The following is a 17343-nucleotide window of genomic DNA, read 5'->3' as shown; positions in this document are numbered from 1 at the left end:
TTGAATAAGATGATGAATATTGCCCCAGTATTTCACTTAAGATTTTCTGAATGAAATACTGGGGCTAGAATCTGATTTATTGATTTATATTTATATAGAAGAAACAATTACAAAATTAATTCACACAAAACAAATGCAATCATAGGCAAATGCAGATATTAATTTGGGTCCTATAATAGATATTATGTAAAGTAGAGTATAAAATACGCCTAGGGGATAATACTAATAACAGCCTAAAAATAGCTAATGCGGATTTATAAACCAAATTGTCCGCATTAGCTATTTTTAGGCTATCAGTGTTTAACCGATTCCGAGAATTTATATTATACATTTTGGATAAAATCAATTACCAACTCTAACTTATTCATCTGCTAGGTTAATCGTCGAGTTTGGAATTTACTAGCCCAGTAAACCCTTTTACAAGGGTTTACGATAACAGCGACTAAAAAGCCAGCCTCTAGAATGCTCTGTAAGGCTTTAGAAACTAATGCCTAGTATGGATTGGACTAATCTGAGTAAACTATAGCTACAGGAGCTTATATAAAGCCTTGAATATAATCCATAAATATGAATCAGTTTTCAGCACTAAAATCAGAACTCTATAAGATTCGATTGATGTTGACTAAACGAATTGCGTTATCAATAGTTATTTGATCTATGAATTAACTCATTAGAGATATTGACCTAACCACATGCGTAATTAGCCTCTATCAACTATGCATTAAATATCAATTTAATGAATAGTTGCATCCTACTCATTTTAATTTTCTTGATTAAACTTTGTGCGATTTATTGAAATAAACTGATGGGGGTAATGCCACTGATTAAATCAGTGACCCCTTCCCCCTTTAGGTTAATATCCAATATTCTTCTGTACAGTTACATTCTCCATTCCGGAAACTTGATAAACAACCGGCTTTAATAAAAGATTTTCGATTCCCATACTCTTCCTCCCAACATTAAATACTTCGGATTTTCAATAAAGAACACTCATTAGTTATTTCCATAATTAGTTCCAATTCCCTGCATAAGGCGGACAATAAACTATAAAACCGGAAACGACAAAACGTTCCGGTATGTGTAAAACTACATCCAACGCACCCCTCCAGCTTTCCAGTTCGGTGAGCGCCTTTGGATAGGTAAGGATAGCCCGCGGCATTGGCTGTTGGGGCTCCTTTTGCTCTGGCTATTCAAGACCTCCGCACCAATCAGCACTATCCACCTGTAACTTTTTTTATGATGGCTATTTATTCTTTAGGTTAGCTGGGGGTGACGTGAGTGATTTGGCATAGATGAAGTGTCTGGAATGTTTAATAAAATGATAGGGGTTGTAATTTTCAACCCGCTATGTTCAATGTGACTACAAGTTGCTTGGCAATGGGAAACTTTTGATATGCTCAAAGTTGATAACCTCAATTTTAGTAGGACTTACCCGCAATGTGACATGATCAATGCCTACTTCAATATGAGCTCCGATATAAGGTTCCACTTCAAAACTGACCTCATAAACCTGATCTGAACTAGGTCTTCTTGCCTCTATGACCCTCACCATATAAGGCGGAGCTAATACATCTTTTTTGTAATATTTCGTGACAGACTGTTGAATATATGGATCAACAGCCGTAATTAACATCTCTCTAAAAATTTCATTATCAGTATTTCCCGCCGCCCCCTGTGAAAGGGTTATATTTTTCGACTGTCTATCTCTGTTTGCATTGGCTGTTACTGTATTCGGCGTATTAGTATTGGTGCTTGCAGTTTGTTCATTAGCACATCCATCTAAAATTATTATCATTACAAGAAAAGCCGCCATTAGAAGCTTTACTCTCATGCAGGTTCCTCCCGTTCTAAATTATAGATGAAGGTTAATTATCCACCCAACACTCATGTGACGCATCCCTCAGCTTTCCAGTTCAGTTATCCAATAAGTAAGCCCATCCATCCTGCGGGATTGAAGGAGTCCGGTAGCTTGACTGGTTGCTGGGGTTTATGGGGATTTGGGATTGGGATCATGATTGGCGGGCGGTGATACGTAATATCTGGAACAAGCCATTAGATACAAAAATTTGGAACCCTATCTCAATACTAAATGTTTGAATATTTCGTCATTATATCCTGTTTATGTTTTTTCTACTTTGATAATGCTTTAAAATGTTTATAAACATCTGTGTGTATATATAAAGGTAAATCATACCGATTCCTATCAATAAGTATTCATGCGGAAATTTTGATTTTTCTACTGTATGGTCAATTTCAAGCTTGAAGGCATAGGAACTAGCTTTTCGTAAATGCCACGGTGAAGATACTATAACCGCTGTATTAAGTTTTCTATCCTGCATAATTTTTCTTGAGTTTACTAAATTCTCATATGTACCTTTAGCCAATTTTTCACGGATTATACAGTAATCTGGCACTCCTAATTCAATCAGGGCTTGAGCCATGATATCTGCTTCAATATAGTTGTTAGCTACTGCAGCACCAGTGCAAATAATGGTTCCTGCAACTCCTTCATGATATAGCTTTGACGCTTCATTTATTCGTTCACGTAAAATAGGGGATATGCTTCCGCCCTTTTTTGCAGGATAACCAAGTACAATGATGACATCTCTTTTTTGGCCACTATTATTGGCTGCTTTATTAAAATTAAGACAAGTTACTGTAATTGCAATGAAGAAGCATAGTATAACTAAGAATAATAAAATATAAACTATTGTCAATTAACACATCCCCCCTCTTACAATCTTCATTACTTGTTTCGCAATATCTTACAAATGTACAAGTTTTCCTTACCGTCTAATCAGACTCCCCATCCACAACTATCCGGTTCGGTTATCCAATAGGTAAGCACATCCATCCTGCGGGATTTAAGGAGTTCGGTGGTTGACGGGGGGCTAGGGTTATGTCATGGAGGGTATTTCACGGGCATAATAAGTTATTCTCACATGTTAAAAACTTTAACTTCTTATATAAACAATCATTTCCACGTTGCTTGTTCTCACTCTTTAGGCCAAACTAACTCTAATCGTTCTTGCCAAACTTAAGTAAATAGATATTGTACAAAGTTAACGATGTGATCATCACCACAAGATATGAATATTTTCTAAAAGAGGAATCAACAGCTACAAAAAATGTTAACAGTGTAAAAAAATAGCTGCACACAAAACCTCGCTTAATAGATTTCCTAGATTCTCTTCTAGTTAATATGATTCCTATACATAAATAGAGTAACGATATCGAAATCAAATAAATATAAAAACTCACATACACCCGCCTCCTATTTTTCTGTGAATAATGCTTTCATATTATTCTACATCTTAGTAAGTCCCCGGTTCATGGTAGAACACTTAGCTATCGAATGCAAAACATCCCCCACCTTCCCCCATAACCAGCCAGGCAACCACATCCTGCGGGATTGAAGGGGTTCGGTGGGTTGACGGGGGTCTGGGGTTTTATAGAGAGGCTGGGATTTGGGATTGGGGGTTAGCCGAGGGAGAGGTTTAGAGATTGGATCTTGTATAGAAAAAAGAATTCAGACTTATCTAAAAGTCTTATTTATCCCCATTTACCGGATACCATTTTAGATCATTACTACTAATAACATTTGTATTCTTCGGATACCTATATTCATATAGAGGAGTACCATCTTTTGAAAGTGCTGTGGGTTTTAAATCATAGTACTGGATTAGCTTATTCCAAGAAAAGATTACTGGCGTTCCCGTTTTTACTACTTTTTTCTCTTGTTCATTAGCTGAACCCATTTTAATGAATGCAACATTAGGATCAGATGTTTGCACCGCTAATACTGTAGCCTGATTTTTGCTGCTATTATAACTCATCCAACCAACTGTGTTAATCTTATCTGAAGATACTTTATCAAGTGTGCAAACATCTGGCGCTCTCCATAAAAAACCGCTTCTAATTGCCAATACAGTCCGTGGACCATTTGGCGTATTGAATAGGATTACTTTCCCCCAGCCGAAATCAACATTTCCAAAAGGTACTGAGTTCTCGCCAATATCAAAATGTGCTGCCTCCAAAGGAGTAAATCTATAACCGCCAAAATAGCAATACCAAACTGCGACTATCAAAATAACAATGACTATAACAATTTTGGCATAAGCTTTCTTCATTTTTACTTAATTCCTCCGTCTCAACTCAACCGCTCTCTCTATATAAGGGACCCATTCTCGGACTCAGCGACGCTATCCAACTCACACTCCCGATATCCACCAGGCAACCACATTCCCATCCTGCGGGATCGAAGGAGTTCGGTAGTTTGACTGGGGGCTGAGGTTTATGGGTATTTGGGGGTGAGGGTAGCAATGGACGTAGGTCGGCGGAGTGGATTGGGTATCAGCCAATATAATCAAAGTAGGCCCTTAGTTTTAATTCCATAAATCTCGTCCCTTTAATTGGGTTATAAACATAAGGCTCAATATCATAAAACCCGAATTTCATATATAAAGCTTGTGCCATTTTCATTGTTGGAAGCGTATCAAGCCTAACATATTGATACCCAATTTTTTTAGCTTCTTCAAGCATTATAGTTATAAGTTTTTTGCCTATACCTAGGCATCTATACTCATCCCTAACATATAACCTTTTCATTTCGCATATGCCTTCAGAAATCTTGCGAAAGGCAATGCACCCTGCTTCTCTACCGTCAACTAAGGCTAATATTAAAGCCCCGTCAGGTGGTGCATACTTTCCCGGTAAAGTTTTAAATTCTGTTTCAAAATCTTGGAAAGCAAGGTCTATATCGAGCGACTGAGAATACTCTAAAAAAAGTTGTTTAACTTCTTCAAGTCTGTCTAGGCCAGTAATAATCTTAAAATCTATAACATGGTTCTGATAATCAACAGTCGTTGTCATATAAATATAAGCCTCCGATTTGTGTCTTTTCTGATTTTACCCCTCATTCACCACTCCATTTGACTCATCACTCCAGCTTTCCTGTTCGGTTATCCACGAGGTAAGGACATCCCATCCTGCGGGATTGAAGGAGTTCGGTGGGTTTGGCTGGGAGATGGTGGTTATCGCGGAGGATGGCGTTTGAGGTTGAAGGTAGCTGGGGTGCTGGGGTAATATAATGAATTCGCTGAATCCGAAATGTTAATCAATTGGCAATCCCATAATTATAGAGTCATAGAATCTATCATGAATTAAAAAATCTCTCTTTGCTATTCCTTCTTCTTTAAATCCTAGTTTCTTGTAAAGGCATATACCTCGTGTATTGTCGCTCCTAACCCTTAAATTAATTTTCCTAATTATCCCTGAATCTTTACTCCATGCAATCAAATATTGTATTAGTTTTTCACCGATACCGTTCCCCCAACATTCCCTGAGGACACTTACTCCAAATTCTCCAACATGAGCATTTCTTTGCCTAGGCCCACCAGAAAAATTCAAATTTCCAACAAGCTTTCCTTCAACTTCAGCAACAATAAAGAGGGCATTCTCTTTCGTCAAAACAGACTGAATGAATTCTTCTTCCTGCTCAACACTCCTTCCAAACTGTCCCGGTCCAAAAGTTAAAAAATCGGACTCTCCGCCAATTATATCAAGATAATCTATCAATGACTTAGCATCCGATTTAGTAGCCTTTCTAATGATAACTTCACTTATCTCTTTCAATTTCAAAGAATGCAACTCCTTGCTATTTTCTGTAGTCATCTATCATTGCAACGATGCGCCCACACCTTCCTCCATATCCACCTGGGCAACCACATCCATCCTGCGGAATTGAAGGAGTTCGGGGGGTTGACGGAGGGCAGGGGCGCAAGAGGCGAGGGGGTTTTGGGTTAACGGGGTTCCAGAATAATACAAAAGCGACCAAAGGCGTTTATAGACCTATACTCTTTCTATAATTTGTGATATGTGCCAAATGATGATTACCATGCCAAGCATATAATCCAATTGCCTTTTTAATACTTAAGTCTCCGGACTCTGGATGGCGAAATTGACGATTAAGTTCAGTGCTTGATAACGACCTTAGTAGAACAGACCATCGTTTATGTAGAGTTTCAACAAGCTTCAAAGAAACCTCGACTGGCAAGGTTCGAGCGTCTTCAAGCTCTGCCCATAAGGCTTCGTTATACGGTTTTATTGTAGGCGTATCCTCAGTCAGTGCGAGTCTGAATCTGATGTAACCATTCATATGACTATCTGCAATATGATGAACAACTTGCCGAATTGTCCATCCTCCCGGTCGGCGGTTGTCAAGATAGTTGTCGCATTTGACCAAAATAACTAAATGACTAAATGTACTAATCATGACCTACTTGAAGGTAACGAGACGCTCGGCGCTTGCCAGAAGGAACTTTTGTGATCTGCGGATCAAAAAGTCCCTTCGGTCCTTCAGCTTATTTGTGTGCTAGTGTCACTGGGATACCAGCGCGCATATCCTCGGCCCTTCGGTCCTCCGGTATCCCGCGTGGTACCCTGACACTTAACTCATTACTTCATTAAATTGACTTATGACGCATCTGTTTTGGACTCAATATGATCTTCCATCTGGGTCTTTTCTGGATTAAGCCATACTTCGTTGGGTAAGGTCCAGTTCCTTGTGTGTCGTGTCCAGCGTTCCGGATGTCGAGCCTTTGCAGCCTCATAGAGCAAGTGTCGCTTCTTAAGTATTTCTTCACCTTGGCCACTGTGACGCTGGTGTGGCGTTAGAAATTTAATACCACTATGGTGATGATTGTAGTTATACCAATGGACGAATTCTTTGACCCATAGTCTTGCTTCATTGAGCGTTGCGAATCCTCCGATGGGATAGCTTGGACGGTATTTGCAGGTTCTAAAAATGGACTCCGAATATGGATTGTCATTGCTAACCCTCGGACGACTCCTAGAAGGCGTAATTCCCAATTGATACAGTGTTTCCAGCATGGATGACCCTTTCATCGGACTTCCATTATCTGAATGGAGTACCAAGGGACCTTCTTTTTGGGTAATATTCTGGGCCATCACTGCCCGCCGAATGAGTTGACTAGCATGTTCTGCCGATTCTTCAAGCCAGACTTCCCAACCGACAATGTCACGGCTAAAGATATCTAGGATAAGGTATAAGTAAAAGTAGAGACCTTTAGCAGGTCCGGGCAGTAGGATAAGCATTCGGCGCCTTGTTCATCTATGAGCAGGTTTCCGAACACTTTCCTCCGAACCGCACTTACCTTTCTCAAGGTATACGGCTCTCCATCTACCATTAAATTATCATGAAGCATGGATGATGTGACCGAAACAATGCTCACATACAGGAAGTGTTTTCCGCTTTAGTTCAAGCATGCGAATATTCCACGGTGTATCTGCTCTGAGGCTGTTTAACTTACGCACATGATGGATCAAAATTCTGACGTTTACCGCTTTGCAGAGTTCACAGATGCCTTGCTTAAGTTTATACGCCGGGCTATATCTGCCAAAGGGATATTTGTATTCGATTTTAATATCATTTTCGTAATTTACCTTGACAGACTTGTCTCTACGGAATCCATCGTGATAATACAGCATGGTTCTTTCTACATTCTTTGCTTTGTACCGAACACCCAATTTGCCATCGATGTCATACTTGATTCTGATTTGTTTCATTGACTTCTTATACTTTTTGGCGAGTGTCCTTAACAGACTGTAGTACATAAAATAGTTGAATTTATGTAGAACTGAAGCGTTGTTGGCTATTCTGTAATAATTATAGAGCCCTCGAACTTCTTGGTTATATTGTTGAAGGATTTCGAGGTCCGTTTTGTTAGCGATTTTATTTCGGGCAATTGGGTGCCATTTTTCTGGTTCGTTTAGTGTTTGAGGTCGGATCTTGATTACTTCGTATGCATGTAGTTTTTTTACCCAGCTCTCCTTAGGTATAAGCAGCTTGACGCAGTAGTTATGAGTGCGTGTCAAGGTTCCCTTCGAGTTGCGTCGGGGATTATTGTTACGTGCGACGGTTATGTCGAAGCTGAGAAATTTTGCTCGTTTAGCCGAGTGTGTTATGAGCGTTTTTTCGGCTGATAGCTTCAAACTCAATTGGTCAGATAGGAACTTTGCTATGTTGTCTTTTATTCGTAGAGCATCGTTTTTACTTCCAATGATTCCTATCAGGAAGTCGTCAGCATATCTTACATAGGAGAGTCTTCGGTATTGAGTGTCAAATGGATCCGCATACGGAATATTGACCATTGTCTGTTCTAGCGCTTTGACTTGTTTACGGATTTTAGACTTTTCTGCTCTATCTAAGGTTATCCATGTGGGATTGTACGTCTTTCTAATACGGTATTTCTGAGCTTCTGCTTTTCGATGCTCAGAATTTCTCCTGCGTGCGCTCCCCATATCGAACGACTTTTTAATTTCCATCATGTGTTTGTCTAGTTCATTCAAGTATATATTGGCTAGAATTGGACTGATGATCGACCCCTGGGCAGTGCCGCTGTAAGTGACGTGATATTGCATGTCTTCCAGATAGCCTGCTTTAAGGAATTTCCAGATGAGTTGAATAAATCGTTCGTCCTTTATTCGCTTACGCAGTATTCTTACCAAGATGCTATGATCGATTGTGTCAAAATAAGCAGAAATGTCACCCTCGACGAACCATTTTACCCCGTTAAATGTACTTTGAATTTGTTGTAGTGCCGTATGACAGCTTCTTTGTGGTCTAAACCCGTGGGAACAATGAAGGAATGTATCTTCCCATATGCTCTCAAGAATCATCCTTGTTGTTTCCTGCACCAGCTTGTCATCAATTGAAGGAATACCCAGCGGGCGTTTCTTTCCGTTCTTTTTTAGAATATACGTCCGGCGTGCTGGATTTGGTTTATAGGTTCCGTTTCTAAGCTGGTTTATTATGTCATTAATTCTTTCAAGGCTTATTCCGTCGATTGTTTGTCCGTCGGCTCCTTTTGTCAGGTTGCCCGGTTTTGCATAGATTTTGTTGTACGCTAACAAGAAGAGCTCTTCATTATACAGGCTCCTGTAGATCCTTTTGTATTCATAGCTCTCGGTTTTTGCATGCTTTTTGAGATTGTTCATGATCGCTATTGGATTTCTCAATGCCTCTCGCATCCTCCATAGTTTCTGAACTTTGGTAGACTGCCTCCCTTCGCCATGTAATGGGCTTTCCCCATCTCAGACTACTACGAATGCTCCGTTGCCATGGCAAGAACGCTTGCTTTAGGCAATCCCCATTTAGGTGCTAAGAGAACAGCTTGTCTTGATGTCGGATACGATTTTCGCTCTTTCATGAATACTCAAGCAGGAGGGATACGTAGTACTGCCATATCTCCGTATCATAAAGACATGGCGCTATCCCTTGCAGCGTTTCAATGGTTGCTTCGCTGCCGATACATCTTTGGCCCTTCGAGCTGTCGTTCAAGCAGTATAGCTTTTATCCTCATTCAAAACTTTTGTCTTGCCCGTTCAGTCGCAGCCTAACCATCGGCTGACTTACGGCTTTACCAGCATGCTATTTTCCTGATTGGCGTTTCCACCTTTCAGTAAGCTGGTTGACAATAGACCTTTGTAGTACTGGTCTACTGCGTGCTAACGCAGATTCTCTTAGCACCCTGTTATGGGCGCACGATACGTAATATCCCACGACCACACACGATTCGGTTCAGTAGCACAATGAGTGGATTTAGGCTTGTTGGAGGGAGGCTTACTGCGACCCCGATGATTCTGTTCACCGGCTTGACGCATGATCCGATAGAAGGTTGATTCGGAGGCGATATAGATACCCTGATCCGCAAGAATCGGGACAATCTGGCTGGGCGGTAGACTTTGATATTCGGGTTGGTTGACTAAGTCTAGAATTTCCTCGCATTCGTCTGCTGAGAGTTTATTTGCTGGTTCAGGATGTTTTGAAAAGGGTCGTTGATCGGCTTTAGGGGCTCCGGCCTGACACCAACGTTGTAGAGTTCGAACAGATATGCCAATTTCTTCACAAGCCTTCTGTTGGGATGCTCCGCTTGTGACGGCTTCTTCTACCAGCTTAATAATTATGTCGCGATTCGCAGTGCTGGTCAGACTTCCTCGTCCTTTAGTCCCCAAATCGCATCGGCTTTTTTTCTTAGTACAAGCAGAGCTGCTGTTTCAGCCAAGGCTGACTCTTTTCTCTGAAGTTCTTTTTTAACTTGTTTTAGCTCTTTTTCTACTTCTTTTTCTCGCCGTTGTGCGAGGGCTAGTTCAATTTCACTGAGAGTGGATGTCTCAACCACAATAAGGAACTTGTCACGTGTGCTCCATTGCTCAGTTTGTTGTTCTCCAGCGGGGGCTGCAAGGCCCTTTCCCCGAATTTCCTTCCGTCACAACTTCAATGTCCCTTCCGGAACACCCGTCTCTTGTTGAATCTGACTAAGAGACTGATTGTTTGGCGGTAACATCTTTGCAATAATAGAGTTTTTCAACTCTTTGGGATATCTCATTTCGTTTTCCCCTCCTGTGTTCCTTCAAGGATACTTTCTCATTACTCCTACGTCAACTATCCTAACACAGGGGGAACGGAATGGTTGTTGATTCGATTGAGCGGGCTCATCAGTCTCTCTCACCGTTACTTGGTTCCTTATCCAGCGGCGCCTTTGGTATTGCTCTCTTGGCCTCCGGACTTTCTTCCTCTGCCGTTGGAACGTTTGCTGGTCAAACGATTATGAAAGGTTTTGTTGGCCTCAACATTGTAAGTTTTGTTAGCTAATAAATTTTTTGGTATTTCATTCAACGGCTTACCTTCTTTATAGTAAAGAGAAGGGGTTAATATCACAAAAAAGATATGAGGATTTTTATAGCCATACTCATATAACTTTTTATATATCATTGAAGCAAGTGCGTCATGTTCTTTTTGCTGTCGTTGAAACATAAAAATTTCCACAGATAATGGAGAGTTTGCTACTTGTTCAACATGAAGAAGTTCTATTTTTACCATGTCCCTTGGAATGCTAACGATATTAGAAAATTCATCTATTATGAATGGAGATATTTTTTTTACAATACTTTTTTCGAAGCCCTTAAACCTCAAAAATGGCATATTCACACCGCCTTTTAATAATTGCTAGACTTATTTTATTATTTAAATCTATATGACTCACACTATTTTACTTGGGAAAGCGACTCCTAATATGAATCTGCAACAAATAATCTTTTCCCGTCTCCCCACCGCCCTCCGGCTAGAATGGCAGCTCCTTTAACCCCGGACGCAAGACTCGATGTGACGCATCCCTCAGCCATCTGCTTTCCGGTTCGGTGAGCGCCTTTGGATAGGTAAGAGCATCTCGTAGCATTAGCTATTAGGATTTTCTTTTCCCCGCCACATGACCAGCGGCTAGGCTTTATACGGGTCTTTGAGGTTAGCTGGAGGGCGGTGGGGTCGTGAGTTATGCAAAATGATTTGCAGTAATTAACTTCGAATCACCTAAATGGAATGCTTCACGGAGTATCCTAAAATCCGCTTGCCATACATTATTATGATTAACACTAATATCCCTGCCCCACCGACATAAGGCAGGCCAATCCAAAGGCCATATAGGGCACCGCCAACTATTGGACCCAACATTCTGCCTAAACTTCCGAAAGACTGGAATAGCCCTAAAGACACGCCCTGCCCCTCGGTAGCATACTTAGTGACGAGACTCGAGCTTGTGGGTCCAGCTAGAGATGTGCCAGCCATGTAGACTACAGTAGCAAGTATTATGGTTAATCCCGTTGCCGAACTCATTATTAACATGAGCCCTAAAGCACATAGAAAGGCGCCGGAGACTACCAGGGTAGATTCACCAAATTTCTTTACTAACCTACCCATAAGGCCTCCTTGAATAATCACCCCGCATACCCCGGCTACTCCAAATACAATTCCAATCTCCTTTGGGCCAAAACCTACCTTAGCTGCAACCAGCCAGGCAAAAGTCGCCTCAAACATCGACATGGCAAAAGTGATCACAAAGTTAAAGCAGAAGAGAACGAACAGCGGGTCTTTAATTACTTCCAGGGTCATTTTAGACCGGGCTCGCTGAGCCATTGGCCTTGGCGAGCCTAGGGTTTCCTCTAAGAAGAACCAGGCAAAAGGCACTACAAGCAAAGACAAACCACCCGCTACGAAGAAAGGCGCAGTAAAGACGTATTGACCAAGCCAGCCTCCTATGGCTGGTCCAAAGATCATACCCAATCCCATAGCAGCACCGAGCAGGCCCAAACCTTTGGAACGTTCCGGTCCCTCTTCAGTGATATCTGTTAGATAAGCCATCGCCGTTGGAAGGGTAGCCGAGGAGATCATCCCGGACAAGGCTCTGATAAAAATTAGCACCCAAAGATTACTGGCAAAGCCGAACAAAAAATAGGTGAACCCATAACCACATAAACCAATGAGTAATACAGGCCTACGCCCAATACGATCAGATAATCTCCCCCAAAAAGGAGCAAAGAAAAACTGCATGATAGAATAGGCCGCCATGAATACCCCGAGAGTAATGGGTGTGCCCCCCAACTTACTCACAAAAAAGGGTAAAACCGGAATGACTATACCAAATCCCACCATCACCAGGAACTGAATCACGAATAGAATAGCTAAAGGTTTTGTCTGCTTATCTTTCATGATATATCCCTCTTATTTCACAAACTACATTGTGCCTAAGTGTATTAATTAGAGCGTCATCTCGGACCATCCGAGGTACTTTTACCTGGTTGTTTGATGCTCCCCTTTGAACTAACATTTTACGGATTTTCCCAAATGTCCCCTTGGCAACCAGATTTAGTCCTAGCGGAGCAAGACGTCTGTCTTGTACGGCCGCCAGATAGCGTGGGTTGGCCTGCGCCAAGCATTCATCCAATGCCTGCCTTATTTTCACACCTTTCCCTGTTGCTGCCGAAACATCAGCAACTTCTAAATAGAACTGGTAGCTTCCTAAAGAGCCTGCCAAATCCTGAACCACCGTAAAATCCTCTAACAGCAATCCTAACCTTAAACTTGCGTCTTGTACCGCAGCGATGACAGCCCGTTCGGAGGTCTTTTCACCAGCCAAATTCAGCAATTGTCCCTTGCGGTAACCAAATTCAAGCAACGGGGTGTTGAAATAATAATCAACAACTTTTACTACATCTCCGATTCGGTAACGATAAAAACCAGAAAAATTCGTCACTACAATTTCGTAGCTTTGGCCCTTTTCCAGTTGATCAAGATTAAGGGTTCGTGGTTGCGGTAAATCGGCCTCAGCAATAGGAATAAATTCATAATAGGCAACCCCTGGAGTAACAGCGTAGTAAGGTTTATTAACTTCGGTAGCCACACCAATTAATGCCTCCGTAGCTCCGTACACGGCAGAAAAAATAGGCAGATCACCACAATAAAAATGCAGTTTATCCAGATAAATGCTGAAAGAGCCGCTAGTTACACAGCTAAGATATACCATTTGGGGCCAGAGCCTGGAGGCTATGCCCGCAGCCCCCTTGGCCAATTCCCTGAGTATTTCCTCTGCCCGGAGTGGGTCTGGCTTTAAGCCTTGTTCTAAGCACGCTCTGGTTTCCGGCTCCAAGACCAACGTTTGGGAAATTCTCCCTTTGGTAATATCCTCAGCTAGTTCCGGCCCGCGTTCTTCCAGAACAGCAAACAGCTGGACAATGCCAGAGGCAAAGGGTGCGCCAATATAGGCAAGACCGCGTTCCTTTAAGGCAAATAACAAATGCAAATAGGTTGCTGTCTGCTGATCAGAAAGTTGCAAAACCTCAAGCGGTGAAGTCCAGAAATACGGAAAAATCCGACGCATCGAATTGGCACCTCCAGAAGTCCCGGAACCCGTAGGGATTCCGGCGGGTGTCGTTCCTCCTTGTACCATGTTCATTAACAGCAGACCTTTGTCTGCCCGTTTAGCTGCCGGCAACGCCTGATTCAGCAGTCCTTGTTGAAGAAACATCATGCTCATATTCATTTTGCGCTGAGTTTTAGCAGTTGTAGGGATGTGTTTTTGTTTGCCTGTGGTACCCGAACTCAGTCCGAAATATTTTACCGGTTCCGCGGTGAGTATATTCTCATGACCTAGAAGCATCCTCTCCAGGTAGGGCTCGTAATCCGAATAGACTTGCAGCGGCACAAGCTGTTTGTACTCTTCCTCGTTCTTTATCCCAGCAAATTTATAGGCCAGACCATATTCAGTCTGGGCATTAGCTCGAAGGACTTCCCGCAAAACCTGTCGATTGAGCTTCCCCGCTTGCCGGGTTTGTCTCACAAACTGCCGAAAATAATAACGAGTCATCAGTGAAAAGGAACCTCTAATCGCCAACCTCTTGATTCCCATTCCTATCACTCCTTAGACAATAACTTCGTTAAAACGGTTTGCAACCTTTCCAGAGCTTGATTTAGTTGTTTTGATTCATTTTCACCTAGAGCTGTTAGCAACCGTTTAGTCTTATCAGCTCTTTGCTGGCCAAGTTCTTCCAATAGGCTTTTTCCCTTTTCTGTCAAACTCACCAAGACCAAACGTCGATCTTCCTCACTACGGGTACGGGCAATCAATTCCAGTTTATAAAGCCGATCCACAAAGCCCGTAACCGCTCCAAGGGTAATACCAAACTCCTGAGAAATTTCTGAGGGAGTACAGATTTGCCTTCTTTCCAGAAACCGCAAAAAGAAGATCTGATGCACTGATAAATCACCGCTCGGAGGAATCAGGTACTCTTGGTATTTGGACCAAACCACCCGCAGTAAATAATCGGTATTTTCCATCATGGTGTTAGAATCATTACTCATATATTCACCTTCTTGTTTATTAAGTAAATAATAATTGACCTAAACTATTTTGTCAATAAAGTTTTGTGCATTTACTTATTACCTCATGTTGGAATATTTGAGTATAAATTCGTAACTTTTCTCGATAAAACGGAAAGCAATTTGTCCCCTTTAGGCTTATATCAACTTTCGAAATACATAATAGGTTAAAAAATAGTCGACCTAGGTAAACTTTAATCACCCCAGCCGGCCCTAACTCTTTCTAGCTATTCACTTAGAATATTGCGTCTAAGTCAAACCAATTAATCAGTTTTGCCATTTATATAGTAGCTATTAATCAATTCACTGTAACTTTGCTTAAAAATGTTCTCTCTGATGCTTGCTCCTATATTTACATAAAATAATAAGGATAGGTAAGACTTTGATGTTATCTCCACCTTTTCCCCCATTCACACCACACATCACAGTTTCCCATCAAAAAAGGCCTCCGCCAGCTTAGGCAGAAAGCCAAGATGAATAATTCTATAGAGCAACACTGTTGGGTAGTCTTCGGCTGTTTGAAACCAATTCCTATAAACCGTTTTGAAGGACCTACCTTCATCACTGATACAGCATTGTGTTCTTCGAACACGTTCTTGGCACAAGACCACAAGCTAGCCATTATATCAAGGAAGCTATTTCTTCTTGAAGTTGGCGGGGGGCGGTGAGGGATGATTTTCTTAACGATAATAAACTCTAGGTATTTACTGGCATCATAGAAGAATCTCTTAACAATTAAATTGTATATTTGGTCTAAATTATCAAAACTTTAAGTTAGCAACCATTTCTAACTCGTCCTTTAATGGTACAATCGGTGTATAAAATTGATGATAGGCTCTTCCAATAGCTCCATAAAACAAGTTCAATTCGGGTCTATTAGTTCCACATTTAAGTATATGGCTGTTCGAAATTCCTGGGTAAGGATCTATGAAAAAGATTACTTTGATCCCTAGTTGATAGGCCTTTTTTGCACAGAGCTCACAGGGGCTAGCGGTTGTAAATAGATACCCACCTTTTATGCTGTACCCACCATATTTAGAAATTTGTAAAAACGCATTTTCTTCTGCATGTAAAGCACGAGTATGAACTTGATTTTTTTTCGCAGAGGCATTATAGGCATCTTTAAAGCAATAGGATAAAGTTCTTCCGTTTAAACTATCTTCAGTTACTTTTTGACTTTTCAACGTCGTTATAAGAAACGAGAAAAAGTCTTCATCGTTAGTTTCAAAATTGCTAAATCCATCTAGATTATTTCTAGAAATAAGTGAAAATACATCGCGGAGATTACAAGGGGTTTGTCCTTCTGCTACACTATTCCAACCAATAGATTTTACAGAATAGTCCTCATCGGTTACAACCACTCCCACTTGGCGAGACAAACATCCAGAATTCAATTTTGCGTTATATGCTATTTGCATGCATCGTTCCTGGTGTGTTGGACTAATTAAACCAGGATGCATTATAAGACTTAAATATCTTACTAATTGAACCTTTAGAAAGTTAAAATTATTCACCCCATTTGCAGGATTATATAGGTGAACATCAGATAATTCTATACATTTTCCAATATTTTGTGAGACAAATTGTTCAATGCCTTCAATCTTCTCTGGATATTCTTTATCGTCAAGATTCCTTATTTCAGATATATCCAAACTGTTTGTTGTAAGATAAAAGTACCGAAAGTTGCAAGTAAAAATTCCATAGTATTGCAATTGGAAATTCCATAGTATTGCAAAATCCATTGCAGGCATAAACCATAACCTATATCCTTGTATCTGTTCAAGAGAGGATATGAGGAGCATTCCTGTAGTAGGAAAAAATGAGCTTTGTCAAAAAGAAGACCTCACGTTACAATTTGAAAGGGCTGTTGGCCAACAGAATCCAATCAAAATAACGGAGGTCATCCCAAATGAATTTTACACAAAACGAGAAACTAAAGCAACTTTCTGAAAGAAGTATTGTTATCGGAGTGGACATTGATCACTTGGTGAATTCCTTCAAATGTTGTGCATTGAGAAATGTCAATTTCATCTTTCATGTGACCGTAAAAGGATTCCTGCGGAGCGTTATCCCAACAATTTGCCTTTCGGGACATAGACTGCCTCAGTTCACTGTCCTTTATCAGTTGGATAAACTTTATACTTGTGTAGTGTGACCCTTGATNCGAATTAATCAGGGTCTCAGCTGTCAAAGAGATACCATAATTCTTGACGAGCTGGTTCACAGTTTCCAGAACAAAATCAATTTCGAGAGATTCACTCAGTACCCAAGCGAGCAACTCTTTTGTACAGGCGTCAATGATAGTAGACATATAGCACCGTGGCGCCTTTCCATTAATTATGTAGGTAATATCCGTCAGCAGAACAGCGCGGGGGCCGTGTGTTTCAAATTCCCGGTTCAGTAGGTTGGGAGCCACATTGTTGGTTTTCAGTGCTTTGGCCATTCTCCGGTACGGATTTGCTTTGCGAATAGGACAGAAAAGTCGATATTTGTTCATCAAACGTCGGATTTTCTTAATGTTCATGTGCACCGGAGGAGCCATATGAAGAAGCCGCATGTAAATACCGCGGGCTCCCTTATTGTAACCACGAAATCGGTAAGCTTCCACAATT

15 protein-coding genes and 4 pseudogenes are annotated in these 17343 nt (G+C 41.1%); 2 read left to right on the top strand and 17 right to left on the bottom strand.

Annotation, left to right across the window (positions count from 1 at the left end):
* Positions 1-1009 precede the first annotated feature (1009 nt).
* The 9 genes and pseudogenes from DEAC_RS23665 to DEAC_RS18665 form a co-directional block, all read right to left on the bottom strand.
* A complete protein-coding gene (locus DEAC_RS23665; RefSeq protein ID WP_161796477.1) occupies positions 1010-1159 on the bottom strand; it encodes a hypothetical protein in 150 nt (49 codons plus the stop codon).
* A gap of 201 nt (positions 1160-1360) precedes the next feature.
* Positions 1361-1831, bottom strand: a complete 471-nt coding sequence (locus tag DEAC_RS18700; protein ID WP_047811604.1) for a DUF3888 domain-containing protein — start codon at positions 1829-1831, stop codon at positions 1361-1363.
* A 277-nt stretch (positions 1832-2108) separates the two neighbouring features.
* Positions 2109-2717, bottom strand: coding sequence for a YdcF family protein (locus DEAC_RS18695; protein ID WP_053006513.1), 609 nt, complete (start codon positions 2715-2717; stop codon positions 2109-2111).
* Positions 2718-3548: 831 nt separating this feature from the next.
* Positions 3549-4130, bottom strand: a complete 582-nt coding sequence (locus DEAC_RS18690) for a hypothetical protein (RefSeq protein ID WP_047811603.1) — start codon at positions 4128-4130, stop codon at positions 3549-3551.
* Between the two features lie 223 nt (positions 4131-4353).
* Entirely contained in the window at positions 4354-4872 is a 519-nt protein-coding gene (locus tag DEAC_RS18685; RefSeq protein ID WP_047811602.1) for a GNAT family N-acetyltransferase, read from the bottom strand.
* A gap of 240 nt (positions 4873-5112) precedes the next feature.
* Positions 5113-5649 carry a GNAT family N-acetyltransferase gene (locus tag DEAC_RS18680; protein ID WP_427846281.1) on the bottom strand — a complete coding sequence of 179 codons (537 nt, stop codon included), beginning with the start codon at positions 5647-5649 and terminating at the stop codon, positions 5113-5115.
* Positions 5650-5842: 193 nt separating this feature from the next.
* The gene (locus DEAC_RS18675; RefSeq protein ID WP_083996312.1) at positions 5843-6274 is read right to left on the bottom strand and encodes a YfiT family bacillithiol transferase; all 432 of its coding nucleotides are present in this window, start codon (positions 6272-6274) and stop codon (positions 5843-5845) included.
* Between the two features lie 200 nt (positions 6275-6474).
* A pseudogene (locus DEAC_RS18670) lies at positions 6475-7089 on the bottom strand (transposase); the annotation flags it as partial.
* A 126-nt stretch (positions 7090-7215) separates the two neighbouring features.
* On the bottom strand, positions 7216-8934 hold the full coding sequence (locus DEAC_RS18665) for a reverse transcriptase domain-containing protein (RefSeq protein WP_242847208.1): 1719 nt from the start codon (positions 8932-8934) through the stop codon (positions 7216-7218).
* A 207-nt stretch (positions 8935-9141) separates the two neighbouring features.
* On the opposite strand from DEAC_RS18665, the gene DEAC_RS23370 reads away from it, so the two are divergent.
* Complete coding sequence (locus DEAC_RS23370) at positions 9142-9420, top strand: hypothetical protein (protein WP_152671445.1); 279 nt, start codon at positions 9142-9144, stop codon at positions 9418-9420.
* Between the two features lie 123 nt (positions 9421-9543).
* Here DEAC_RS23370 and DEAC_RS18660 read toward each other — a convergent pair whose 3' ends face one another.
* Positions 9544-10035, bottom strand: a complete 492-nt coding sequence (locus tag DEAC_RS18660; RefSeq protein ID WP_083996308.1) for a helix-turn-helix domain-containing protein — start codon at positions 10033-10035, stop codon at positions 9544-9546.
* On the bottom strand, positions 10008-10202 hold the full coding sequence (locus DEAC_RS23770) for a hypothetical protein (protein WP_053006512.1): 195 nt from the start codon (positions 10200-10202) through the stop codon (positions 10008-10010). The genes DEAC_RS18660 and DEAC_RS23770 overlap by 28 nt, the downstream gene beginning before the upstream one ends.
* Before the next feature lie 281 nt (positions 10203-10483).
* Between DEAC_RS23770 and DEAC_RS22960 the strand changes: the two are divergent.
* Positions 10484-10657 (top strand): annotated as a pseudogene (locus DEAC_RS22960) (divalent metal cation transporter); the annotation flags it as partial.
* A 57-nt stretch (positions 10658-10714) separates the two neighbouring features.
* Here DEAC_RS22960 and DEAC_RS24320 read toward each other — a convergent pair.
* The 6 genes and pseudogenes from DEAC_RS24320 to DEAC_RS18625 form a co-directional block, all read right to left on the bottom strand.
* Positions 10715-11005, bottom strand: a pseudogene (locus DEAC_RS24320) (DUF1904 family protein); the annotation flags it as partial.
* A gap of 384 nt (positions 11006-11389) precedes the next feature.
* Entirely contained in the window at positions 11390-12565 is a 1176-nt protein-coding gene (locus DEAC_RS18645; protein ID WP_047811600.1) for an MFS transporter, read from the bottom strand.
* Positions 12555-14261, bottom strand: a complete 1707-nt coding sequence (locus tag DEAC_RS18640) for a GH3 auxin-responsive promoter family protein (protein WP_047811599.1) — start codon at positions 14259-14261, stop codon at positions 12555-12557. The genes DEAC_RS18645 and DEAC_RS18640 overlap by 11 nt, the downstream gene beginning before the upstream one ends.
* A 5-nt stretch (positions 14262-14266) precedes the next feature.
* On the bottom strand, positions 14267-14713 hold the full coding sequence (locus tag DEAC_RS18635) for a MarR family winged helix-turn-helix transcriptional regulator (protein WP_047811598.1): 447 nt from the start codon (positions 14711-14713) through the stop codon (positions 14267-14269).
* A gap of 779 nt (positions 14714-15492) precedes the next feature.
* A complete protein-coding gene (locus DEAC_RS18630; protein ID WP_200903163.1) occupies positions 15493-16473 on the bottom strand; it encodes a cytidine/deoxycytidylate deaminase family protein in 981 nt (326 codons plus the stop codon).
* 296 nt (positions 16474-16769) lie between these two features.
* Positions 16770-17288, bottom strand: a pseudogene (locus DEAC_RS18625) (DDE-type integrase/transposase/recombinase); the annotation flags it as partial.
* Positions 17289-17343 lie beyond the last annotated feature (55 nt).

Origin of the sequence: Desulfosporosinus acididurans, from assembly GCF_001029285.1 — a bacterium.
GTDB lineage: Bacteria > Bacillota > Desulfitobacteriia > Desulfitobacteriales > Desulfitobacteriaceae > Desulfosporosinus > Desulfosporosinus acididurans.
This window is presented reverse-complemented; position numbering and strand designations above follow the sequence as displayed.

Bases quoted from the DNA above. Each gene is read 5' to 3' on its own strand.
- DEAC_RS23665 (WP_161796477.1), bottom strand. From the start codon at position 1,159: ATGCCGCGGGCTATCCTTACCTATCCAAAGGCGCTCACCGAACTGGAA.
- DEAC_RS18700 (WP_047811604.1), bottom strand. From the start codon at position 1,831: ATGAGAGTAAAGCTTCTAATGGCGGCTTTTCTTGTAATGATAATAATT.
- DEAC_RS18690 (WP_047811603.1), bottom strand. From the start codon at position 4,130: ATGAAGAAAGCTTATGCCAAAATTGTTATAGTCATTGTTATTTTGATA.
- DEAC_RS18685 (WP_047811602.1), bottom strand. From the start codon at position 4,872: ATGACAACGACTGTTGATTATCAGAACCATGTTATAGATTTTAAGATT.
- DEAC_RS18675 (WP_083996312.1), bottom strand. From the start codon at position 6,274: ATGATTAGTACATTTAGTCATTTAGTTATTTTGGTCAAATGCGACAAC.
- DEAC_RS23370 (WP_152671445.1), top strand. From the start codon at position 9,142: ATGGCAAGAACGCTTGCTTTAGGCAATCCCCATTTAGGTGCTAAGAGA.
- DEAC_RS18645 (WP_047811600.1), bottom strand. From the start codon at position 12,565: ATGAAAGATAAGCAGACAAAACCTTTAGCTATTCTATTCGTGATTCAG.
- DEAC_RS18640 (WP_047811599.1), bottom strand. From the start codon at position 14,261: ATGGGAATCAAGAGGTTGGCGATTAGAGGTTCCTTTTCACTGATGACT.
- DEAC_RS18635 (WP_047811598.1), bottom strand. From the start codon at position 14,713: ATGAGTAATGATTCTAACACCATGATGGAAAATACCGATTATTTACTG.
- DEAC_RS18630 (WP_200903163.1), bottom strand. From the start codon at position 16,473: ATGGATTTTGCAATACTATGGAATTTCCAATTGCAATACTATGGAATT.